The following is a 24150-nucleotide window of genomic DNA, read 5'->3' on the forward strand; positions in this document are numbered from 1 at the left end:
TTCGCAGGGACGACGGGAGTCACGGGCTGGCCGGCACCACCTTGTTCGCCTTACTTGCGATACGCCGCGATGATCTCCTTGCCCTCGGGTCCGGCCTTCTTTTCCCACTCGGCCAGCAGCTCGTCGCCGATCTTCTTCATGTCGGCCTGCAGTTGCGGCGTGGGCTTGACGATGGTCATCTTGTTCTTGGCCAGCGTGTCGAGCGATTGCTGCGTGTATTCGCGCATCCGCTGCCAGCCGCGGGTCTCGGCGGCCTGCGCGGCCTTCAGCAGCGCCTCCTGCGACGGCTTGTCGAGCTTGTCGAACTCGCGCTTGTTGACGATCACCATGTTCTTCGGCAGCCAGGCATCGACCGTATGGAAGTGCGACAGGCTCTCCCAGACCTTGCTGTCGACGCCGGTGGCGCCCGAGGACATGAAGCTGTCGACCACGCCGGTGGCCAGCGCCTGCGACAGCTCGGCCGCCTGGATCGTCATCGGCTGCGCGCCGACGGCCTGCGCGATGCGCGTGGTGGCCGGATTGTAGGCGCGCCATTTCAGGCCCTTCATGTCGGCGCCCGAGCGGATTTCCTTCTTGGCGTAGATGCCCTGCGGCGGCCACGCGACCGCATACAGCAGCTTGATGCCCTGGCGGTCCAGCAGGCGGTCGATCACCGGGCGCTGCGCCTGCCACAGCTTGTACGAGGCATCGAAGCCGGTGGCGAGGAAGGGCACCGCGTCGACGCCGAACAGCGCGTTCTCGTTCTCCAGCAGCGACATCAGCACCTCGCCTGCCTGGGCCTGGTTGCTCTGCACCGCGCGCTTGATTTCGTTGGCCTTGAACAGCGAGCCGTTCGGATGCAGCGTGATGGCCAGCTTGCCCTGCGTGGCGGCGCTGACCTCCTTGGCGAACTGGTCCAGGTTGACCGTGTGCGGGTTGTTGGCCGGATAGCCGGTCGGCAGATCCCATTTGACCTGGGCCTGCGCCAGCGGCGCCATCGCGAAGGCGCAGGCGAGCAGCCCGCACGCAGACATCGACTTCAGCAATCCCTTGCGCTGCATCATTTCTCTCCTGGTTGTGTCTTTACCGCGTCGTTGCGCGTCGTCGTTGCGCCTGATCGGTGCGCTTGATCGGTGCGCTTTATCGTTGCGCTCGATCGTTGCGCGCGCGTGCGTGGATCTTGCGCCGCCAGCGGTGGCTCGTCCACTGGGTCGTCCACTAGGTTGTCCTGCGGGTTGTCGCGTGCCGTCACCCCGTCCGGGATCCCGGCTCAGGCCTGCGGCCCCGGCGCGAGCACGGCTTCCAATGCAAGCGCCGTGCCCAGCAGCGGCGCATCGCGCATCGGGCCGTGCGCCAGCATCAGTCCGACCGGCAGTTCGTCGGGCTGGTGGCACGGCAGCGAGATCGCGCAGCCGTCGAGGAAGTTGATGGTCGAGGGATTGCGCAGCAGCAGCGCATTGGTGCGCGTAAACAGCGCGTCATCGGCGACCAGCGGCGCGATCGGCGGCGCCACCACCGGCACGGTGGGGCAGGCCAGCGCGTCGTAGCCGTCGAGCCGCGCCATCACGCGCGCGCTCCAGGCGGCGCGGGCGCGCACCAGATCGACATAGTCGGCCGCGCCGATCGCGGCGCCGCGATCGATGCGGGCCGCCACGCGCGGGTCGTACAGCGCGCGCCGCGACGCCAGCGTGCCGCGGTGGATCGCATAGGCTTCGGCCGCGGTCAGTCCGCCCTGCGCGTTCAGCGTCGACAGTTCCAGCAGCTCGGGCAGGTCCACATGTTCGATCTGCACGCCGGCGCCGGACAGCCGCCCGAGCGTGCGATCGAAGGCGCGCGACACGGTCTCGTCGAGATCGTCGAGCAACAGCTGGCGCGGGACCGCCAGCCGCAGCGCGCCGGCGGCCTTGCGCACGGGGACCAGCGCCTGGTCCGCGATCACGCCGTCGACAAGCACGCAGTCGGCCACGGTGCGCGCCATCGCGCAGGCGGTATCGAGCGAGAAGGACAGCGGAAAGGCGCCGGTCAGCGGCACGCGCCGGGCGGTAGGCTTGAAGCCGGTCAGGCCGCACAGCGCGGCCGGGATGCGGATCGAACCGCCGGTATCGCTGCCCAGCGCCGCGACAGAGAGGCCGAGCGCCACGGAGGCCGCGGCGCCCGACGACGAGCCGCCGCAGATGCGCGCCACCGCGCTGTCGTGCGGATTGACCGGCGTGCCGTAGTGCGGGTTGATGCCGACGCCGGAGAAGGCGAACTCGGTCATGTTGGTGCGGCCGACCAGCGCGGCACCCACCGCGCGCAGCCGTGCGACGACCGGGGCGTCTTCGCTTGCCGGCGCCGCATCGGCGCGTGCCGTCGAGGCGGCGCGCGTGATTTCGCCGCCGATATCGAACAGGTCCTTGATCGATACCGGCAGCCCGGCCAGCGGATGCAGCGGCTTGCCGGCGAGCGCCGCGGCATCGGCGGCCTGCGCCGCGCTGACGGCGGTATCGAAGCTGGTCTGCAGCAATACCGCCTGCGCCGCCGGTTCCCTGGCACGCGCCTGCGCCTGCTGCAACAGCGCGGTGCGCGAGAGCCGGCCATCGCAAGCCAGTCGGTTCAGCGTGTCGATATCGGGAAGCAGTGTGGCGGGCATCGTCATCGGGTGCAGGCTCGGGCGGTGAGATCGGGCGGTGAACAACGTCGGAAACGAGTCGGAAACGGTAATGCGCATCGAGACCGTACGTTCGCTGCAAGCAGACAACGATAAGGCAAACAATGCAGACAAGGGAAAGCGTGAAGACGCAGGCAGGCGCGCGCCCTGAATGTCGTTGCCGCTTGCCCCGCGACAGTGCGCGGCGCGCCGGATGCCCAGGATTCGTGCGCGAATTGCGCACGGAAGCGGTCGCTGCAGTGCCGCGCAATCCCCATCGTTACCGGGTACTCATGCTCATAATTTGTCGATAAACTGTCAAGCTGAAATTACCGCCGCGGCCTCCGGGAAATCCCTAGACGGCGCCCGTGATCGAAGATTCGCGATCAGGAATCCGCGATCCGCAAACCACGCGATCCGCGACGCGCCAAGCCGTTCGTTCTCCGCTGTCCCACTGCAGGAGTCCTGTCCATGGCCCGAAAGCCGAGCCGCCGCGACGACGTTGCTTCCCCCGACATGCCTTCCGCCGGGGTCGCGTCCACCGATGCCGCGGCCGCCGAAGGTGTCGCGCGCCAGGCCGGCGCCGGCATCGTGTCGTCCGCGCATCTGGTGTCGTCGCGCAGTCCCGAGCTGTCCGAATTCGAGTTCGGCCTGAACACCGCCTACAACGCCTACAGCCGCTGGGTGGTGCGCTGCATGGGCGCGGCCGGCGTACGCGACCTGACCTTTCTCGACGTGCTGGTGCTCCACCACGTCAACCACCGCGGGCGCGCCAAGCGGCTCGCGGACATCTGCTTCGTGCTGAACGTCGAGGACACCCATCTGGTGACCTACTCGCTGAAGAAGCTGCAGGGCATGGGCCTGGTTGCCGGCGTGCGCGTCGGCAAGGAGGCGACCTACAGCACCACCACGGCAGGCACCGAGGCGTGCGCGCGATATCGGGAAATCCGCGAGCAATGCCTGACCAGCAATATGACCCCGGGCAGCGCGGAGAACGCCGAGATCGGCGAACTGGCACGGCTGTTGCGCGTGCTGACCGGGCTGTACGAGCAGGCGGCGCGTTCCGCGACGTCGCTGTAGCGCCGCACGAATTCACCGCGTCGAGTTCGCGTGCGGCTGCACGCCCGACGACGATCCTCATTTCCTTCCGAGGTACTTCCGCGTGTCCCATTCCGAGTCGCAAGCCACATCGCAGTCCGCCGCATCGCAGTCCGCTTCGCAAGCCGAAACGCAAGCCGAAACGCAAGCCGAAACGCAAGCCGAAACGCAAGCCGCCACGCCCGACCCTCGCTGGCAATTCTGGATCGATCGCGGCGGCACCTTCACCGATATCGTCGGCCTGCGCCCGGACGGCACCGTGGTCACGCACAAGCTGCTGTCCGAGAACCCCGAGCAATACGCCGACGCGGCGGTGGCCGGCATCCGCCATCTGCTCGGTCTGGCCCCGGGCGAGCCGATCACGCCGCGCCTGGTGTCCGCGGTGAAAATGGGCACCACGGTGGCCACCAACGCGCTGCTCGAGCGCAAGGGCGAGCCCACCGCGCTGTTCATCACGCGCGGCTATCGCGACGCGCTGCGCATCGCCTACCAGAACCGGCCGCGGCTGTTCGACCTCAACATCGTGCTGCCGGAGCTGCTGTATCGCGAGGTGGTGGAAGTCGACGAACGCATCGGCGCGCATGGCGAGGTAGTACAGCCGCTGGACGAGGCGGCGCTGCGCGAACAGATGCTGCGCGTGCGGGCCGACGGCATCCGCGCGGTGGCGATCGTGCTGATGCACGGCTATCGCCATGCCGATCACGAGGCCCGCGCCGCCCGGATCGCGCGCGAGCTCGGTTTCGCCCAGGTCTCGGTGTCGCACGAGGTATCGCCGCTGATGAAGCTGGTGCCGCGCGGCGACACCACGGTGGTCGACGCCTACCTGTCGCCGATCCTGCGCCGCTATGTCGAGCAGATCGAGCGCGAGATGCCGGGGGTGAACCTGCAGTTCATGCAGAGCAGCGGCGGCCTGACCGATGCGCATCGTTTCCAGGGCAAGGATGCAATCCTGTCCGGGCCCGCCGGCGGCATCGTCGGCATGGTGCGCGCCTCGCAGCGCGCCGGCTTCGACCGCATCATCGGCTTCGATATGGGCGGCACGTCGACCGATGTGTCGCACTTCAGCGGCAGGCACCCGAACGACTTCGAGCGGGTGTTCGAGACCAGCGTGGCCGGCGTGCGCATGCGCGCGCCGATGATGAGCATCCATACGGTGGCGGCGGGCGGCGGCTCGGTGCTGCATTTCGACGGCAGCCGCTATCGCGTCGGCCCCGATTCGGCCGGCGCGAATCCCGGGCCGGCCAGCTACCGGCGCGGCGGCCCGCTGGCGGTGACCGACTGCAACGTGATGCTCGGCAAGATCCAGCCCGCGCATTTCCCGGCGGTGTTCGGCCCGCGCGCCGACGCGCCGCTCGATCGCGATGCCGTGGTCGCGCGCTTCGAGGAGCTGGCCGCGCAAATCGCCGAGCAGACCGGCGACCGCCGCACGCCGGAGCAGGTCGCCGAGGGCTTCATCGAGATCGCGGTCGGCAACATGGCCAACGCGATCAAGCAGATCTCGGTGCAGCGCGGCCACGACGTGACCGGCTACACGCTGACCACCTTCGGCGGCGCCGGCGGGCAGCACGCCTGCCTGGTGGCCGATGCGCTGGGCATGCAGACCGTGTTCGTCCATCCGCTGGCCGGCGTGCTGTCGGCCTACGGCATGGGCCTGGCCGACCGCACGGCGATGCGCGAGCTGTCGATCGAGGCGAAGCTGGACGAGGCCGCGGTGCCGATGCTGGCGCAGCGGCTCGACGCGCTCGCGCAGCAGGCGCGCGACGAGCTGCTGGAGCAGGGCGAGGACGCCAGCCGCATGGAGGTGCTGCGGCGCATCCATCTGCGCTACGAAGGTACCGATTCGGCGCTGGTGGTGCCGTTCGGCGACGCCGCCGCGATGCGCGCCGGCTTCGAGGCCGCGTACCGCCAGCGCTATGCCTTCCTGATGCCCGACAAGGGCCTGATCGTCGAGGCGGTCTCGGTGGAGGCGGTCGGCGTCGCGCAGGCGCCGCAGGAGCGCCCGCCCGCGCCGGCGCCACGGGAAGGTCCGCCGCAGCCCGCCGAGACGGTGCGCATGTTCAGCGGCGGCGCCTGGCACGACACCGGCCTCTACCGGCGCGATACGCTGCGTCCTGGGGACCGCCTCGCCGGTCCGGCGATCATCGCGGAGCAGAACGCCACCACGGTGGTCGAGCCCGGCTGGCAGGCCCTGCTGACCGAGCGCGACCATCTGGTGCTGACGCGCGCGGTGCCGCGCCCGCAGCGGCGCGCAATCGGCACCGAGGCCGATCCGGTGATGCTCGAGGTCTTCAACAATCTGTTCATGTCGATCGCCGAGCAGATGGGCCTGCGGCTGCAGAACACCGCGTACTCGGTCAACATCAAGGAGCGGCTCGACTTCTCCTGCGCGATCTTCGACGCCGAAGGCAATCTGATCGCCAACGCGCCCCATATGCCGGTGCATCTGGGCTCGATGGGCGAGAGCATCAAGACCGTGATCGCGCGCAATGCCGGACGGATGAAGGACGGTGACGTCTATGTGCTGAACGACCCGTATAACGGCGGCACCCATCTGCCCGACGTGACGGTGATCACGCCGGTGTTCGATGCCGACGGCCGCGAGGTGCTGTTCTACGTCGGCTCGCGCGGCCATCACGCCGATATCGGCGGCATCACGCCGGGCTCGATGCCGCCGGACTCGACCGTGGTCGAGGAGGAGGGCGTGCTGATCGACAACTTCCTGCTGGTCGATGGCGGCGTGCTCGACGATGCCGGCATGCGCGCGCTGCTGGCCGGCGCGCGCTACCCCGCCCGCAACGTGGACCAGAACATGGCCGATCTGCGGGCGCAGGTCGCGGCGAACGCGAAGGGCGTCGAGGAGCTGCGCAAGATGGTTGCGCACTTCGGCCTGCCGGTGGTGCGCGCCTATATGGGCCATGTGCAGGACAACGCCGAGGAAGCGGTGCGGCGCGTGATCACGGCGCTCACGGACGGCAGCTATGCCTATCCGCTCGACAATGGCGCGCAGATCCGCGTGCGGGTAACGGTGGACCGCGAGCGCCGCGAGGCGACGGTCGATTTCACCGGCACCTCGGACCAGCTGCCCAACAACTTCAATGCCCCGCGCGCGGTCTGCATGGCCGCGGTGCTGTATGTATTCCGCACGCTGGTCGACCAGGACATCCCGCTGAACGCCGGCTGCCTGAAGCCGCTGCATGTGGTGATACCGGAAGGGTCGATGCTCAATCCGCGCTATCCGGCCTCGGTGGTGTCGGGCAATGTCGAAACGTCCTCGTGCATCACCAACGCGCTGTACGGCGCGCTCGGCGTGGTCGCGGCCAGCCAGGGCACGATGAACAATTTCACCTTCGGCAATGCGCGCTACCAGTACTACGAGACGATTTCGGGCGGCAGCGGCGCCGGCAACGGCTTCGACGGCTGCGACGTGGTGCAGACGCATATGACCAACTCGCGGCTGACCGATCCCGAGGTGCTGGAGTGGCGCTTCCCGGTGCGGCTGGACAGCTACGAGATCCGGCACGGATCGGGCGGGGCGGGGCGCTGGCACGGCGGCAACGGCGGCGTGCGCAAGGTGCGCTTCCTCGAGCCGATGACGGCGTCGATCCTGTCGAACAACCGGGTACATGCCCCGTTCGGCATGGCGGGCGGCGAGCCGGGCGCGACGGGCCGCAACCGCGTGATCCGCGCCGATGGCAGCGAGGAGACGCTGCCCCACGTGGCGCGCACCGAGATGGGCGTGGGCGATGTGTTCGTGATCGAGACGCCGGGAGGCGGGGGGTACGGGGCGGCGTAGGCCGGGCGGGGGCCGTTGCCCTCGCTCTCAGCCCCTCTCCCGCAGGCGGGAAAGGGGAGCCCCGGGCGGCTTGCGACGATGACAGATTGGTCTGCTGGTTTTCTCCCCCTGTCCCGCACGGCGGGAGAGGGGCCGGGGGAGAGGGCAGCCCCGGTGCGCCGATCCCCCAATCCCCCCAATCCGCCCGATACTGCACTGCAAGAAATCCCCCTCGGCAGGGTACAATAGCGGTTTTCGCCGGCGCCGCCCGGCTGGCTTGCGGCCCGTCCGGCCGGACGCCACGGCCGGGTCCCGGCCGCAGTCCCACCTCCATCGCCCTCCGACCGCTCAGATCATGGCGCATTTCTCGTGCTTCCCCGGCGCATTGGCCCTGTCGGCCTTCCGCCAGCAACGCCTGCTCACCGCCCTGCAACAGATCGACACCGACATCGAGTCGGTGCACGGCCAGTTCCTGCACTTCGTCGACACCGACCAGCCGCTGGACAAGGGCGATACCGACCGCATCCGCGCGCTGCTGACCTATGGCGCGCCGTTCGCCGAGCAGCCCGAGGGCGACCGCTTCGTCGTGATTCCGCGTTTCGGCACGATCTCCCCGTGGGCCAGCAAGGCCACCGATATCGCGCACAACTGCGGCCTGTCGCATGTGCACCGGATCGAGCGCGGCATCGAATTCACGGTGATCTGCAAGAAGGGCCTGCTGCGCGGGCGCAAGACGCTGGACCCGCTGACGCGCGACGCCGTGGCGGCGCTGCTGTTCGACCGCATGACGGAGACCGTGGTCGCCACGCGCGACGCCGCGGCCGGGCTGTTCGACGAACTGCCGGCCAAGCCGCTGCGCTTCATCGACCTGGCGGGTGGACGCGCCGCGCTGGCCGAGGCCAACGTCGCGATGGGCCTGGCGCTGTCCGAGGACGAGATCGATTATCTGGTCGATGCCTACGCCAAGCTCGGCCGCAACCCGACCGACGTCGAGCTGATGATGTTCGCGCAGGCCAACAGCGAACACTGCCGCCACAAGATCTTCAACGCGACCTGGACCATCGACGGCGAGGAACAGGACAAGTCGCTGTTCGCGATGATCCGCAATACGCACCAGCTGAACCCGCAGGGTTCGATCGTCGCGTATTCGGACAACTCGGCGGTGATGGAGGGCGATGTCGCCGAACGCTGGTTCCCGCGGGGCGACGCGCACCAGTATGGCCGCCATCAGGCGCTGACCCACACGCTGATGAAGGTCGAGACGCATAACCACCCGACCGCGATCTCGCCGTTCCCCGGGGCCTCGACCGGCGCCGGCGGCGAAATCCGCGACGAGGGCGCGACCGGCCGCGGCGCCAAGCCCAAGGCCGGCCTGACCGGCTTCACGGTGTCCAACCTGATGCTGCCCGGCGCGGTCGAGCCGTGGGAGAACGCGCGCGACGCCGCCCAGCCGCTGGCCTTCCGCAATCCCGACGAACGGCCGGCGGTGACCGGCAAGCCCGAGCGCATCGCCTCGCCGCTGCAGATCATGATCGAAGGCCCGCTGGGTGGCGCCGCCTTCAACAACGAATTCGGCCGCGCCAACCTGGGCGGCTATTTCCGCGTCTACGAGCAGAACGTCGGCGGCACCGTGCGCGGCTACCACAAGCCCATCATGATTGCCGGCGGCATCGGCAATATCGACGCCTCGCATACGCACAAGGAGCCGCTGCCGGCCGGTTCGCTGCTGATCCAGCTGGGCGGCCCGGGCATGCGCATCGGCATGGGCGGCGGCGCGGCCAGTTCGATGGCGACCGGCGCCAATACGGCGGACCTCGATTTCGACTCGGTCCAGCGCGGCAACCCGGAAATGGAGCGGCGCGCCCAGGAAGTGATCAACGCCTGCTGGCAGCTCGGCGACGAGAACCCGATCCTGTCGATCCACGACGTGGGCGCGGGCGGCCTGTCCAATGCCTTCCCCGAAGTGGTCGACGGCGCCGGCCGCGGCGCACGGTTCGAGCTGCGCCAGATCCATCTGGAAGAGTCGGGCCTGTCGCCGGCCGAGATCTGGTGCAACGAATCGCAGGAGCGCTACGTGCTGGCGATCGCGCCGGACAGCTTCCCGCGTTTTGCCGCGATGTGCGAGCGCGAGCGTTCGCCGTTCGCCGTGGTCGGCGTGGCCACCGAGGAAAAGCAGTTGCAGCTGGTCGATGCCAGCGTCGATCAGGCGCTGAAGGAGCACTACGCGGTCGACATGCCGATGGACGTGCTGCTTGGCAAGCCACCGCGCATGCATCGCGACGTCAAGCGCGTCGAGCAATCGCTGCCGGCGGTCGATGTCACGGGCATCGCGCTGGATCAGGCGGTGCGCGACGTGCTGCGCCACCCGACCGTCGCCAGCAAGTCCTTCCTGATCACGATCGGCGACCGCAGCGTCGGCGGCATGAACGCGCGCGACCAGATGGTCGGACCGTGGCAGGTGCCGGTGGCCGATGTCGCGGTCACCACGCTCGACTACCAGGGCAAGGCCGGCGAGGCGATGACGATGGGCGAGCGCACCCCGCTGGCCGTGATCGACGCCCCGGCCTCGGGCCGCATGGCGATCGGCGAGGCGCTGACCAATCTGGCCGCCGCGCCGGTCAAGGACCTCGGCAAGGTCAAGCTGTCGGCCAACTGGATGGCCGCCTGCGGCGTCGAGGGCGAGGACGCCAGGCTGTACGACACGGTGCGCGCGGTCGGCATGGAGCTGTGCCCGGCGCTGGGCATCAGTATTCCGGTCGGCAAGGATTCGCTGTCGATGCGCACCAAGTGGGACGATGCGGGCGTGGCCAAGGAAGTGGTCGCGCCGGTGTCGCTGATCATCTCGGCGTTCGCCGCGGTCGACGATGTCGACCGCACGCTGACGCCGCAGCTGCGCACCGACCTGGGCGATTCCGTGCTGATCGCGATCGACCTGGGCCGCGGCAAGAACCGCCTCGGTGGCAGCATCCTGGCACAGGTCACGCAACAGGTCGGCGACAGCGTTCCCGATGTCGACGACGCGGCCGATCTGCGCAACTTCTTCAATGCGATCCAGCGCCTGAACCGCGAGGGCAAGCTGCTGGCCTATCACGACCGCTCGGACGGTGGCCTGATGGCGACGCTGGCCGAGATGGCGTTTGCCGGCCATTGCGGCCTGTCGCTGAACGTCGACATGCTGACGCTCGATCCGACGCAGGAGCAGGATTACGGCGACGCCAAGAACTGGGCCCAGCAGATCGCCGAGCGCCGCAACGACCAGACGCTGCGCGCGCTGTTCTCCGAAGAGCTTGGCGCGGTGATCCAGGTCAGGCTCGAGGATCGCGACGCCGTGTTCGCCGCGCTGCGCGAGGCCGGCCTGTCGGCCTGCAGCCATGTGGTCGGCAAGCCCAACGGCAGCGACCAGATCGAGATCTACCGCGACGCCAAGAAGGTGTTCGGTGCTCCGCGTGCCGAGCTGCAACGGGTCTGGAGCGAGGTCAGCTGGCGCATCGCCCGGTTGCGCGACAACCCCGCGTGCGCCGACAGCGAATACGAGCTGCTGCTCGACGCCGCCGACCCCGGCATCACGCCGAGCCTGACCTTCGATCCGGCCGAGGACATCGCCGCGCCGTTCATCGCCAGCGGCGCCAGGCCGCGCGTGGCGATCCTGCGCGAGCAGGGCGTCAACTCGCAGATCGAGATGGCGTACAGCATGGACCGCGCGGGCTTCGATACCTACGACGTCCATATGAGCGACCTGATCGCGGGCCGCGCGAAGCTGGACGACTTCGTCGGCTTCGTCGCCTGCGGCGGCTTCAGCTACGGCGACGTGCTGGGCGCGGGCGAAGGCTGGGCCAAGACCATCCTGTTCAACGGCGCGATGGCCGAGCAGTTCGCGGCCTTCTTCAACCGCACCGACACCTTCGCGCTGGGCGTCTGCAACGGCTGCCAGATGATGAGCAATCTCGCGCCGATCATCCCCGGCGCCGGTGCCTGGCCGAAGTTCACGCGCAACCAGAGCGAGCAGTACGAAGCGCGCTTCGTCACGGTCGAGGTCCAGCAATCGCCGTCGATCTTCTTCGCCGGCATGGAAGGCAGCCGCATCCCGATCGTCGTCGCGCACGGCGAAGGCTACGCCGACTTCTCGCAGCAGGGCGACAAGAGCAAGGTCGACGTCTCGCTGCGCTTCGTCGACAACCGCGGCGCGGTGACGCAGACCTACCCGCTGAACCCGAACGGCTCGCCGGACGGCATCACCTCGGTGACCACGGTCGACGGCCGCTTCACCGTGCTGATGCCCCACCCGGAACGCGTGTTCCGCACCGCCACGATGAGCTGGGCCCCCGACGCCTGGAAACAGATCCCCGACGGCGCCAGCCCGTGGATGCGCATGTTCCGCAATGCGCGGAAGTGGGTGGGGTAAGCCGTTCCGGTTCCGATTCCGGTTTCGATTCCGGTTTCGATTCCGGTTGAGGTTCGTTTGAAGCAGAAGGCCCGCGTGATGCGGGCCTTTTTTTGCTTTGTCGGGGCGACACGAATCGTCACCTTTCCGTAGCTAACTTTATTAGCTACAATATTAGCTGGCCGCTAACATGCGGCCATGTACTCCGTCGAATTCACCAAACAGGCCGCCCAGGCGCTGAGGGCAATGCCGACGAACATGGCCGTCAATATTCGGGCAAAGATAGAAGCGCTTGCCGCCGATCCTTTTGCGCCGAATCGCAACGTCAAGAAACTGGTAGGCCGCGACGGCTACCGCTTGCGCGTCGGCGACTGGCGAGTCTTGTATCAGATCGAGGATGGCCGGCTGGTTATCGTGGTGCTGGCTGTAAGACCACGCGGAGGTGCATACCAATGACCCAGATCCAATTCATCCAGCGCGACGGCAAGCCGGAGTTTGCCGTCGTACCCATCGAGGTATGGGAGCGGGTCAAGCATTTGATGGAGGACCTCGACGATGTAGCCCTGTTCGACCGTGCGAAGTCGCAGGACGACGGCTTTCGTGTTCCGGCGGCCGTACTGGACGCCGAACTGGCTGGAGACCATCCCGTAAAGGCGTGGCGCGACTATCGCCGGCTGACACAGGATGCACTGGCCAACGCCGCGGGCCTGAGCAAGCCCTATCTCAGCCAGATCGAGAGCCGCAAACGGGGCGGCAGCATCGATGTGTTGCAGAGCCTTGCCGATGCGCTCAACGTACCGATCGAACTGTTGCTCGAACGACGCGACTGAGTCTTCCAATGCGGCATCCGTTTCCGCGGCGATGGCTTTGGCATTGGTTGTCATGATGTCCACGCGCTACACTACCCGCCATTCCATTTCCTGCGGGCTGATATGGCGACTCTCTCCTTCGACCGTTTGCTGCAACCTGTTCCGGGCGACGACCCTTGCGGCGAGGATCTGCTGTTCTCGGCCGAATTCGACCGCATTCAGGAGGCGCGCCGTTTCGACGATCCCTCGCTGGACCAGGGCGAGTGGGTGACCGAGTTGAAGGAGGCGGACTGGCGCCAGGTGGTCGAGCTGTCGACGCGGCTGCTGTCCGAGCGGACCAAGGATCTGCGGCTGGCGGTGTGGCTGACCGAGGCGCTGGCCAAGACGAGAGGATTTGCGGGCTTGCGCGACGGTTATACGCTGGCCGCGCAGCTGTGCGAGGCGTTCTGGAGCGGCCTGCATCCGCGCGCCGACGAGGAAGACCTCGAATATCGCACCGGCAGCGTGGCCTGGCTGGCGACGCGCTCGCGCCAGCTGATTCGCGAGATTCCGCTGGTCGACGAGGCCGCCGGCGGCTATGGCTATGTCGACTGGGAGGTCGCGACCGCGCTGACCGAGGCGATCCGCCGCGATCCCGATCACGCCGACGAACTGGCCGAAGGCAAGGTCACGCAGGAAGCGTTCGAGGCCGCGCGCAAGGCGACGCCGGCCGACTTCCATGTCGCGCTGCTGCAGGACGTGGTGTCGTGCCAGCAGGCGCTGGCCAGGCTCAGCGATGTGCTCGACGCCAAGGCGGGCGAGCATGCGCCGAGCTTCCGGCAGGCGCGTGAAGCGCTGGAGGCCGTGCGGGCGCTGGTCGAGCGCTTCGTCGGCAAGCCCGCCGCGCCGGCTGCCGGTGCGAACGAGGCCGGGCAGGCGGCCATACCTACCGCAGTCGGTCGTGCCGAAGCGCCCGCCGTCAGCGGGCAGGGCGCGGCCGCGGTCAGCGGCCCGATCCGCACGCGCCAGCAGGCCCTGGCGCAGCTGCGCGAAGTCGCCGATTTCTTCCGCCGTACCGAACCCCACAGCCCGGTCGCGTACCTCGCCGCGCGCGCGGCCAAGTGGGGCGAGATGCCGCTGCACGCCTGGCTGCGCACCGTCGTGAAGGACGACGCCACGCTGTCGCAGATCGAGGAATTGCTGGGCGTGATGCCGGACGCGGAGAGCGATTCGAGCCATTGAAGATGACGGTGGGGCCGACGCCTCACCGACACCGTCATCCCAGAAAGACGGTGGGGCAAACACCCCGCCGAAACCGTCGTCCCCGGAAGTCGTGGGCAGGCGCCCCGGACACCGTCGTTCCCGCGAAAGCTGGGACGACACGGCCAGTGCCGCCGTCCTTACTGACTCGCCCTGAACTCGATGCGCCGATTGCGCGCCCGGTTCTCTTCCTTGTCGTTCGGCGCGATCGGCTGATCCGGTCCCACGCCGACCGCCGACAGCACCGACGGTTCGATGCCCTTGCCGGCCAGATAGCTCTTGACCGTCTCCGCGCGCGACTGCGACAGCGCGAGATTGAGCGCGCGGCTGCCCGAATTGTCGGTGTGCCCGACGATCTCGATCTTGCGTCCCGACAGCTTCGGCAGCACCGCCGCCATCTCGTCGAGAATCACGCGGCCCTTCGGCGTCAGCGTGGCGCTGCCGGTCTCGAATTCGATGATCCGGTTCGCCAGCGTGCGGTCCAGCAGATCCTGCCCCGAGGCCGGCACGCGCAGGCCGTTCTTGACCGTATAGTTCTGGCCCAGCCCGCTCGACATCGTGGTGGCGATCTGCTGCCGCTGGCCCTCGTCGGCGACATCGCCGTACAGCGCGATCTGCGTGCCGTCGATGCTCAGCTGGCCCCGCTTGACCTGCTTGATCTGCGGCGACAGCACCTTCTGCACGTTGGCGGTCCAGTTCGGCGGCGACACCACGCCGCCAACCTCGATCTGATCGACCACGTTGGCCGCGCCATACAGCTCGCGCAGCCGCGCCAGCACCTCGGCCTTGGTGGCCTCGTCCGGCACCGCGCCGCCGGCCACCACGCGACCTGCCGCTGCATCCGCGCCGGCAGGCGTCTGGGCGGAGGCGGGCGCCGCCAGCAGCCAGGTCAGGGCCGTCGCCAGCGCAACAGCGCGGCAGGCCGGGAAAACCGAACGCATGATCATTCTCCGATGAAGACTTCGCGGAAGGTGTCGAGCGCCGCGCGCAACGACAGCTGCGGCTGCTCGAGATAGCTGGCCAGCTTGGCCACGCCATAGCGCGAGCCGGCATGCTGGTCCACCCACTGCGGGTCGTCGATGTCGATATTGACTTCGCCGTACGCCAGCGGCGACATGATGCCGTGCAGCGTGCGCGACGAGGCCCCGTTGAAGCCGATCACCAGCCGCTCGCTGCGGCCGCGTTGTCCTTGTCCCTGTCCCGTGGTCTCGTTACCCACGCGGCCGAGGAACAGCGACAGCTCGAAGTCGCCGCGCTTCAGGAAGCCCGACACCAGGTCGAGCCAGAAGCTTGCCACCAGGCTGCGATAGACGGGGTCGGACGGCAACGGCAGCGTCAGGCCCTTGTCCAGCCGCGACGTGCCGGCGCTCATCACCGGTTCGAGCAGGATGCCGAGCGCGACCAGCGTGCGGCGCAGGCACAGCGTCTGCCCGTCGGCGCGCAGCATCTGCTCCAGGCCGGCCACGGTCTGGAATTCGATGAAGTCCTTGAAGCTGGCGTCGTAGGCCTGCGCGCCCGCGCCGATCTCGACCGCGAACTGGGTCTGCGCCAGATTGCGCAGGCCCTCGGCCGGATCGGCGGCGGAGACCAGCTCCTGCATCTGATGGCTGGCGCGCGTCCACAGCCGCGTCAGCGCCAGCGGGCTGCGCGCGATGAACGGCAGCGGCTGGTCGATTTCCAGCGCGGCGGCGGCGAGGAAGGGGAAGCGGCGCGACGACTGGTCGTTGCTGGCCATCACCGTGCCGGCGATCGCCAGCCGGCTCTGCGAACCGAGGAAGGCGAACTGGACCGGCTGCCACGCGTCATAGACCGTCTTCCAGCCCGGGTCCTCGGCCAGCATCTCCATCGCCTGCGACAGCCAGCGGTCGAGCGTATCGAGCAGCTGGGTCTGGTTCGGACTCTTGACGAAATCCCCGCGCGACGGAAGCTTGCCGAAGTACGCGAGCTGCAATTGCGCTGCCTGGCTCATTGCGCACCTCCTGCACGCACGGGCGCGCCGGGCTGCGCACCGGGCTGTGCACCTGACTGTGCGACGGGCGCCGAGGCGGCGGGGGCGGGCTGCGCCGCCTCCGTGGCGGTGACCGGCGCCGACGCGTCGGCGATCGTGGGCGGCAGCTTCAGGCCGCGCAGGCCCTGTCCCTGCGGCGAGTCGGCCGCGGCTGTGGTGGTCTGCGGGCTGCTGACGATGCGCAGCGCCACCGCGACGGTGGTGCCGCCCTGCGTCCACGACAGCTCGAACGCGCCATCCGGACGCCGCTTGCGCGAGGCCGTGGCGATCAGCCGCTCCAGGCCGAAGCGGCCCGGTTCGCTGAGCACCTCGACGGTGCGGCCATCGAAGGTCGTCGCGGTGATGCGCGCGCCTGGCGTGCCCTGCGGATTGGGCCAGACGAAGTTGGTCCACTGCGGCGGCGTATTGCGATAGCGCAGCTGCTGCCCGTCGATCTCGATCGTGTACTCGGTGGTGCCGGCCGCCGGCGACGGCAGGATCTGGAACACGGTCTGCGGGGCGGCAGCGGCGGCACCGCCGGCACCGGCCGCCGCGCCACCGGTCAGCGGCGCGATCCAGCGCGTGAAGTTGGTGGTGAACTCCGGCGCGAAGGTCACGCCCAGATCGCCCCAGGTGCGCGCGGCGATCATGTCGCCACGGCGAACCGACAGCGGCCCGATGGTGGTGCCGGCGAACTTGGCGATGGCGCCGTCCGGACCGAACACCTGGCCGATCTCGGCCGCGCTGGCCTCGATCTTGGCATCCGAGGCAAACGGGTACTTGGTCGCCAGCGTCTGCATGAACGGCTGGTAGACCTGCGCGTTCCACACCTTGTTGATCTCGACGCTGGCAGGGCGGATCGTCACCGCATACGACTGCAGCAGCGGACGCACCAGCAGCGGACGCAGCGTCTGGCGCTGGCTGTCGGTCATGCCGGTCAGCATCTGCTCGTCGACGTACTTCAGCGCGTCGGCCAGCTCGGAGCCGTTGCCGTCGAGCGTCTGCTGCATCAGCTGGCGCGCGCCGGGGCCGGGGTCGCCCTGGTTCTTGATGGTGTTGAAGCGCGTGCGGACCTTCGACAGCGCCTCCATATAGCCGCGCAGCAGCGAATTGTTGTCGCGCATCACGGCGATCTTGGCCAGGCCCGAGAACTCCTTGCCGACGGGGCCCATGGGGATGTTGCCGGCGTCGGACGCGGAGGCCAGGCTCGCGCTGTCGACATTGACGCTGACGCCGGACGGCGTGCCGCGCGAGACCCAGCGCTTGAACCATTCGATCACGCCGGTCTTCGCCTGCTTCAGGCCGGCGTTGACGATCGATGGGTTGTCCCACGAGGTCTGCTCGTAGGCGGCGTCGAACAGCTTGCGGATCGGCGAGTTGACCGGATCGCCCAGCAGGTTCATCGCGGTCACGGCCTGGTCGAAGCTCTTGAACTCCTGCACGGCCACGCCCTGCATGAAGCGCTGCCACTCCTTGGCGTATTCGTTCTTGTACATTGACACCAGCGTCTTCTGGATCTGCTCGGGGCTGCCCTCGAGCGTCAGGTCGTCGCGGGCGGCGACGTTCAGCACCCAGTCCTTGCTCTGCAGCTCCTTGCTGGCCGCCTCGCGGATGGCCGGCTGCACGTATTGCAGCCAGGCTTCCCGGGTGAAGGTGCCGGGCACCGCGTAGCTGCCGGCGACCACCGTCGCGCCGGCGTCGCCGACGATGCGGGCCACCGTCATCGGTGCGAAGCGGGTCGCCGCGCGCGCCTTGATCTCGGCGTAGGCACGCTCGCGTGCCGGCATGCCGCGCACCACGCGGCGCAGGTTCTCGCGGGTCTGGTCGATCAGCGACAGGTTGCTCTCCAGCAGCGGCCAGTTGTCGTCGTTGACGCGCGCCAGGTAGAACGAGATGTTGCGCTCGGCCGCGCGGATCAGCTGCTCGCGCGGCATGCTGCCGCGGTTCTCCTCGAGCCAGCCGCGCCAGAAGCGCGTGACCTGGTCGGTCAGGTGCGCGACTTCGACATGGCGCTTGTCCGCCAGCATCAGATAGGTCTTCAGCGCGTTGTAGGCGTCCTCGACGTTGGTCGGGGAGGCATCGGCATAGCGCTTGGCGTTAGGCGATTCGGTGTTGAGCGCGGCTGTCATGTCGACAGCGGACGGGGCGGTCGCGGCGACCGTGGCTGCCGTGCCCGTAGCCGTAGCCGTAGGCGGTGCGGCCGCTGCCGCGCTCGCGCCTGCCGCGCCCGCCGCGCCCGCCGCGCCCGCCTGGGCCGAGGCCGGCACCACCGCGCCATTGGCGGCCGGGGCACGCACGTTCTGCGCGAGCTGGTCCGGATGCGCGTTGACCTCGGCCAGGAAGCGTTCGATCGAGGTGCCGACGGGCTTCAGCATGACCTGGCGCAGGCCGTTGTAGTACTCGTCCAGCAGCTTGTGCTGCAGCGTATCGCCCTGGTAGAGACCCAGCGACAGCGCGATCGGATGATCGGCGCGGAAGCGCTCCAGCTGCTCGATGCGGTCCTGCAGGATGTCGAGCGCTTCCAGCCGCGATTGCAGGTCGATGCGGTTCTGCTGCAGCTTGACGATCTTGTCGAGGTCGGCCTGCACATTGGCGGTCAACTGCCGGTTGCCGATGAAGGACCAGGTCCACCCGCCCAGCAGCAGGCCCAGCACCAGCACCAGGCCGAAGAAGGTGACGAAGCGCATCCGCGTCTTGGCCGGGCTCGAGAACTGCCGCACGGTCTTGCGGTCGGCGAACACCACCTTGGAGAACAGGTCGCGCAGGAAGAAGCCGTTCTTCGAGAACACCTCGCGGCTATGCGCGGCGCTGTCGAGCTTCAGGCCGAAGCGGCGCGCGATCCGTTCGGCGGAGGCGCTGGTGGTGCTGGCCTCCTGCACCGCGCTGGTGAAATAGAAGCCGCGGAACACCGGCTTGTACTGGAACGGATTTTCGTCGAACAGCGTCACCAGGAAGGCGCGCAGCGCCGGCTTGATCGACGCGAATTCGAGCGGGAAGCTCAGCAGCCCTGGCGACAGCTTGCCGTTGCGGTTCTGGGCGATCTGCGCCACGCTGATTTCCTTCAGGCCGTCGTAGAGCTCGTCGAAGCGCTCGTCGAACATCGCGGCGGCATCGCGCTTTTCGCCCGGCTCGAAGGGCAGGGTGGCGCCCCAGACGCGGTCGCGCTCGTGCTTGTCGCTGTCGCCGAAGAACTCGGTGAAGCCGGTGATCAGGTCCGCCTTGGTGAACATCACGTAGACCGGCGCGAACACTTCCAGCCGCTCGGTCAGCTCCTGCACGCGCTGGCGCAGGTTCTTGGCCAGCTGGATGGCGAACTCGGGGCGGTTCTGCGTCAGCTCGGGAATGCTGACGGTGACCACGATGCCGTTGATCGGCGCGCGCGGACGGTAGCGCTTGAGCAGGTCCAGGAAGCCGAGCCATTCCTTGCGGTCTTCCTCGTGCACCGAATAGCGGCCCGCGGTATCGAGCAGGATGCCCTCGGTGGTGAAGAACCAGTCGCAGTTACGCGTGCCACCGATGCCGTGGATGATCGCGTTGTTCTTGTCGGCGAACGGGAATTGCAGGCCCGAGTTCAGCACCGCGGTGCTCTTGCCCGCCGCCGGGTTGCCGATCACGATGTACCACGGCAGTTCGTACAACGCCTCGTTGCCCGACAACTGGCCGAGCTTGGAGGTCTTGATTGTCTTGACCGCATCGACCAGCCGCGTACGCAGGGCTTCGACCTCGCCGCGCTTTTCCTGCGGCGCTTCCTGGGCGGCCGCATTGGCCTGCTGTTCCAGCAGCGCGCCGAGCTTGCCGCTGGCTTGCCGCGCGCGATAGTGCCGCCATGCGAAGGCGATCAGCCACGCCACCACCAGCAGGCCGAGCACGACGCCGACCCACGTCAGCCCGACCTCGAAGGTATCGGCCGCCAGCAGCAGGAAGAGCGTCAGCGCGACGACGCCTATCACGGACAGCGTGCGCGTGTTGGTCAGGAAACTGAGGAATCGGTGCATGTTGGCCTGCGGTTTGCGAATGCGTGTGCTGGTTCTGGTGCGTTTGCTGGTGCGTGTGCTTGTGCTTGCCTGGCTTGGGCTTCGGCTTGTTCTGGCTCGTTCTCGCTTGTTCTGGCTTCGTGCTTGTTCGTGCTTGTTCGTGCTTGGCGAAGATGTCCGCTAGGCGGTGGCCGGCGGCACCACCGCGATCGCGCCGCGCTGCTGCGGATCGGCCGCGGTCAGCGCCAGCGCCGGGCCCCGGCGCTCGGCGCATTGCTGATGGGCGAGCACGATGGCCAGCAGTGCGCCGGCATTGCCGGTGTGTCCGCAAGCGGTGCCGACCGGCAGCAGGTCCGCGCTGACGTCGAGCTCACTGAAGCGTTCGGAGAACACGCGTGCCAGTTCGACGGTGCGGACCGGATGCGGGCTGATGTCGGCGGTGACCACGACGGGCTGCGGCGCGGGCGCCGGCTCGGCGGCGGACGCTTCGGGCTTGTCGTCCTTGTCGTTGGCCTGGGCCTTGGAGCCGTCGGCAGGTTCCGCCAGCAGGCCCAGCGTCTGCGCGATCGCTTGATCCAGCGCCGCGGTACGCGGCTGGCCCTTGTCGGGAGTCGGCGCGTCCAGCCGCGTGAGCGTGGCGCGGACGATCGATGCCGGCGGCGCGTCCTGCGCGAGCATCGCGGCCAGCGGTCCCTGCGGCGGATACAGCAGGATGCCCGCCGCCGCCTCGGAGGGCGCGACGCCGTGCTCGCATTGGGCGCTGAACAGCCGGTTGGTCGCGCGCAGCCGGTCGATCGCTTCGGCGCCGATATGCGAATCGGCGGCGATCACGCCGCGCAATTCGTGGGTCGGTTCGCGATGCAGCGCGAGGATCGCGCGATCGACCTGCACCATCGCATCGCCGTCGCCCTTGGCGGTCAACGTCTCCATCGAGATCCGCTCGATCGGCCACAGCCCGGTCAGGCGGCCGCGCACGTATTGGCCCGCGGCCGCCGCCATTGGCGCCAGCCAGCGCTCCGGCAGCAGCAGCGTCAGCACCAGCCGCGGCGGCTCCTCGGCCTGCGCCGCCGTGGGTGTCTCGTCGGTGGCAGGGAAGTACAGGCCGGGATATTGCTCCAGGACCTGGGACACCAGCCGCTCGGCCACGTCGCTGGCCAGCGCGACGGTCCGCACGGCCTCGTCATTCCACGGCAGATCGGCGAAGGCCTGCTCCAGCGCCTCGCGCGTGCCATCGACATCGATGTCCTCGGCGGGCGCGGCGAAGATCGGCATGCCATCGCGCAGCACGTCAACTACGTCCGGCCGCTGCTGCTTGGCGGTGGCCGCGGCGGTGGCGGCCGTGTCGCCGCCCTTGGCGGTATGCAGGGCGGCGCCCAACACCAGCGCGCGCCAGCGGCGGCTGGGGTCGTCGTCGGGCACGGCGCCGTCCGACGGAGCCACGCCATCCTGCGCGGCGGCCGGCGTGCTGACCGCGGCGGCGACATTGCGGCGGATACCGTCCAGCGCGCGGCGAATGACCAGATAGCCCGCGATCATGCCGGCCGGCAGCAGGAACAGATGCGTGACGATATCGGTCGTGGTCGGCATCCGGTGGATCGATTGCCACCACAGGATCGTCGCGGTCCAGACCAGCGCGAAGATGGCAAACAGGATCAGGCCGGAACGGAACAGGCGTGCAAGCATGGTGTCGGGGAGGGTCGGCACAGGGGGCGCAACAGCGCGGCAGCGGAACGGCGCCCGCTTACGCGCTGCCGGTGACTCCCTGGCTGGACAGCAGCGTCGCGCCGCATGCCGTCTTGTCGCCGTGGCGGGCCGCGGCGCGGCCGTCGATGATCACGGTCGGATCGCCGGTGACGATGGTGGTTTCGCCATGGCCGGACTTCGGGCAGGTCACGCGATCGCCGACGCAGGCGATGCCCTTGCCGTTGGTCGACGTGGTGCCCGACGCGCTGATCACGACGCCGCCGTGGTCGGTCTTGTCACCCAATACGATAAATGGCCGTGTCATTGTTGTTCTCTCGACTGAGAAGGGCGATCCCGCCACCAGCTACCGATTCGCGGCCTGCTTTCGCCGGCCGCCGTTGCCTGCGCCGTGCCCCCGCACATCGCACGCTAGCCGGGCTTCTTGCCGAGCACGCCGGGCCGGCGCAACTCGACGTGCCCAAGATCCATCATCTTCCAGCGCCCGCCCCAGGTCAGCCCCGCGGACTCGGCGATCTGCCCGTACAACTCGTATCCGCGCATCGCCCACGGATCCTTCTCGCTGATCACCAGCTTGCCGTCGCGATAGAAGGCGCTGTCGGCGGCGAGGCCGAACTGATGGTAGCTGTGATAGGCGCCCGCCTTTGTGACATGCGTGCCCATCGCCGCAAGCCTGGCCTGGCGCTCGGGACTGCGGTAGCCCTCCAGCAGCGCCATTTCATAACCATGCTCGTCGCGCATGATCTTGTAGACCAGCAGCAGGCGCTGACGAAAATCGGCGTCGAGCAGATCCCAATTGCGGCTGGCTTCGCGAATGGTCGGGCGAATCCGTTCGACTTCCTGCGTGGTGAATACCTCGGGCGGCAATGGCGCCGGAGGAATCAGGCGTTCGCCATTCAATAAGGCGGAAATCTTCTGGTCCGGTTCGCGCAGCGCGTCATCGTACTCGAACAGCAGTTTCGGTCGCAAGGCGAGGGCGACGATCGGCGGGGTCGCGACGACGCCCGCCGCGCACAGCAGAAAGACCTTTCGGCGCGCAACGAAGGCGCGCAATGCTTCCATCGAATCGGCCGCATGGGAAGCCGACGTTCGTAGGGTTCCGGCCGAGCGCTGGCTCGCGGCGCTCGCATTGATACTGAGCCGCTGCCATTGCGCACGCGCGGCCAGCAGCACGCGCTCGCGCACGTCCGGCAGCAGCAGAATGGCCGCAAGCGCGACCATCAGCGCGAAATAGAAGAACAGCGTAATAAAGATCATCCGCTCAGTCCGCGTACCACGCGACGCCCAAACCGCGCATGACAGCCGCTTCAATAGTTACATTTTGTGACATTTATTTGGCTCGATTCCGGGATGTCATTCGGCTGCAAAAAATCGCCGTCTGCGAGTTGTCACGGCGTCGTTCACATATTTGCATTTTTGTTGCAGCCAGCTATAAAATCTGCGCGCTTCGTCCGCATCGGCAGCTGGCGCCACCTCGTCGAATTTCTGCTCGGGCCCTGTCTTCGAGTTATGTTGCCGATCGCTTGACTCAATTCCATCCCTGCGCTGCCCGACGCGCATTTTATTGCAATTCGAGAGCCAAAAGATGAGCCACAGCGACGACTTGAAAGGAAATGGACCGCCGTCGCTGTTCGGCTCGGGCAATGCCGACAGCCAGGGACCGGATACGCGCATTCTGGCCAGCCTCGAAGGGCGGGTCGCCAGTCACGCGCCCGTCAAGAAGACCCCCGACATCAAGCGCCACGGCGTGTTCGCCACGCTGGCGCTGCTGCTGGTCGGCGCGGGCGCCGTGGCCTTCTGGCTGGGCAAGAGCAGCGATGGCGAGGCCCCGACCGTGGCCGCGATCGTGCCGGCGGAGAGCGCCAATTCTGCCTCGGATGCCGCCACCACGGCCGCTTCCAGCGTGAGCCAGTCCCCTGAAATGCAGGCCGCCGCGGCCAGCGCAGCGCCCGTCGAAGCTCCCATCGAAGCGCCGGCCGGTTCGGCCACCATTGTCGATGTCAGCCCCGCGCGCGATGCCGACGACGATGCGCTCGACAGCCTCGGCAAGATGCCGGCGGGCGATCTTGCCGCGGCCGGGCTCGGTGCCGCGGCACTGGCGGGCGGCACCGCGGTGGCCGCCAACGCGGCGCAGAGTCCCGAAAAAACACCCGCGGCCAACAGGGCCAAAACCGCGACACTGGCTGCCAACGAGCCGAATAAAAAAATCCGAAATCAAGAAGTAAATAAGACGAAGATCACTGCGTCGAATCAGGCCGCTGCAAAACGGCAACATTCCAATACCGACACCAAGGTCGCGTCGCGTTCGAATACCGGCCCTACGACCGTAGGGAAGACGAAAACCGAGCGCTCGCGTATTGCCTCCAACAATACGCGCCGAGTTTCAAAAAAGACGGGCGCCAATATGGGCAATGATCGCGACGCCGAATTGCTCGCGGCATTGCTGGCACCCACGCCCGAAGAGAAAACCACGACCGCTTCGCGGACGCGCAAGAGCGGCACCGCCCAGCGTTCGCAGTAACGACGGCGAGGGGCAAGGGTGCTGACAGAGGACATGGCCGCGGCTTCGACGCGGCCATTG

Annotated in this window: 15 protein-coding genes; 7 read left to right on the forward strand and 8 right to left on the reverse strand. The window is 68.1% G+C overall.

From position 1 onward, the window contains the following. Nucleotides 1-50: 50 nt before the first annotated feature. Both KZ686_RS10650 and KZ686_RS10655 read right to left on the reverse strand, forming a co-directional pair. Nucleotides 51-1040, reverse strand: coding sequence for a TRAP transporter substrate-binding protein (locus tag KZ686_RS10650; protein WP_149318946.1), 990 nt, complete (start codon nucleotides 1038-1040; stop codon nucleotides 51-53). Between the two features lie 209 nt (nucleotides 1041-1249). Further along, on the reverse strand, nucleotides 1250-2611 hold the full coding sequence (locus tag KZ686_RS10655; protein WP_265632346.1) for an amidase: 1362 nt from the start codon (nucleotides 2609-2611) through the stop codon (nucleotides 1250-1252). A 468-nt stretch (nucleotides 2612-3079) separates the two neighbouring features. Here KZ686_RS10655 and KZ686_RS10660 point away from each other — a divergent pair, with 468 nt between their 5' ends. The 6 genes from KZ686_RS10660 (at nucleotide 3080) to tssA (ending at nucleotide 13889) form a co-directional block, all read left to right on the forward strand. Beyond that, a complete protein-coding gene (locus KZ686_RS10660) occupies nucleotides 3080-3688 on the forward strand; it encodes a winged helix DNA-binding protein (protein ID WP_407648483.1) in 609 nt (202 codons plus the stop codon). Between the two features lie 223 nt (nucleotides 3689-3911). Next, a complete protein-coding gene (locus tag KZ686_RS10665) occupies nucleotides 3912-7499 on the forward strand; it encodes a hydantoinase B/oxoprolinase family protein (RefSeq protein ID WP_265633455.1) in 3588 nt (1195 codons plus the stop codon). A gap of 334 nt (nucleotides 7500-7833) precedes the next feature. Further along, the gene (gene purL / locus KZ686_RS10670; RefSeq protein ID WP_265632347.1) at nucleotides 7834-11880 is read left to right on the forward strand and encodes a phosphoribosylformylglycinamidine synthase; all 4047 of its coding nucleotides are present in this window, start codon (nucleotides 7834-7836) and stop codon (nucleotides 11878-11880) included. A gap of 177 nt (nucleotides 11881-12057) precedes the next feature. Continuing rightward, nucleotides 12058-12315, forward strand: coding sequence for a type II toxin-antitoxin system RelE family toxin (locus KZ686_RS10675; RefSeq protein ID WP_149318848.1), 258 nt, complete (start codon nucleotides 12058-12060; stop codon nucleotides 12313-12315). Next, the gene (locus KZ686_RS10680; protein ID WP_150083032.1) at nucleotides 12312-12689 is read left to right on the forward strand and encodes a helix-turn-helix domain-containing protein; all 378 of its coding nucleotides are present in this window, start codon (nucleotides 12312-12314) and stop codon (nucleotides 12687-12689) included. Before KZ686_RS10675 ends, KZ686_RS10680 begins: the two co-directional genes overlap by 4 nt. 102 nt (nucleotides 12690-12791) lie before the next feature. Further along, the gene (gene tssA / locus KZ686_RS10685) at nucleotides 12792-13889 is read left to right on the forward strand and encodes a type VI secretion system protein TssA (protein WP_149318846.1); all 1098 of its coding nucleotides are present in this window, start codon (nucleotides 12792-12794) and stop codon (nucleotides 13887-13889) included. 158 nt (nucleotides 13890-14047) lie between these two features. Here the strand turns inward: tssA and KZ686_RS10690 are convergent, their stop codons facing one another. The 6 genes from KZ686_RS10690 to KZ686_RS10715 form a co-directional block, all read right to left on the reverse strand. Continuing rightward, nucleotides 14048-14848 (reverse strand): OmpA family protein, encoded by an 801-nt coding sequence (locus tag KZ686_RS10690; RefSeq protein ID WP_265632348.1) that lies wholly within the window; start codon nucleotides 14846-14848, stop codon nucleotides 14048-14050. A gap of 2 nt (nucleotides 14849-14850) precedes the next feature. Next, entirely contained in the window at nucleotides 14851-15876 is a 1026-nt protein-coding gene (tagF, locus tag KZ686_RS10695) for a type VI secretion system-associated protein TagF (RefSeq protein WP_149318845.1), read from the reverse strand. Next, a complete protein-coding gene (gene tssM, locus KZ686_RS10700) occupies nucleotides 15873-19889 on the reverse strand; it encodes a type VI secretion system membrane subunit TssM (RefSeq protein ID WP_265632350.1) in 4017 nt (1338 codons plus the stop codon). Before tssM ends, tagF begins: the two co-directional genes overlap by 4 nt. Before the next feature lie 159 nt (nucleotides 19890-20048). Continuing rightward, the gene (locus KZ686_RS10705) at nucleotides 20049-21551 is read right to left on the reverse strand and encodes a hypothetical protein (RefSeq protein WP_265632352.1); all 1503 of its coding nucleotides are present in this window, start codon (nucleotides 21549-21551) and stop codon (nucleotides 20049-20051) included. 58 nt (nucleotides 21552-21609) lie between these two features. Then, a complete protein-coding gene (locus tag KZ686_RS10710) occupies nucleotides 21610-21876 on the reverse strand; it encodes a PAAR domain-containing protein (protein WP_149318842.1) in 267 nt (88 codons plus the stop codon). A gap of 104 nt (nucleotides 21877-21980) precedes the next feature. Next, nucleotides 21981-22826, reverse strand: coding sequence for a M15 family metallopeptidase (locus KZ686_RS10715; protein WP_226106485.1), 846 nt, complete (start codon nucleotides 22824-22826; stop codon nucleotides 21981-21983). Between the two features lie 328 nt (nucleotides 22827-23154). On the opposite strand from KZ686_RS10715, the gene KZ686_RS10720 reads away from it, so the two are divergent. Next, nucleotides 23155-24090, forward strand: a complete 936-nt coding sequence (locus KZ686_RS10720) for a hypothetical protein (protein ID WP_265632353.1) — start codon at nucleotides 23155-23157, stop codon at nucleotides 24088-24090. The last annotated feature ends 60 nt before the right edge of the window (nucleotides 24091-24150 follow it).

The sequence above is a fragment of the Cupriavidus cauae genome (assembly GCF_026210475.1).
In the GTDB taxonomy this organism is placed as follows: domain Bacteria; phylum Pseudomonadota; class Gammaproteobacteria; order Burkholderiales; family Burkholderiaceae; genus Cupriavidus; species Cupriavidus cauae.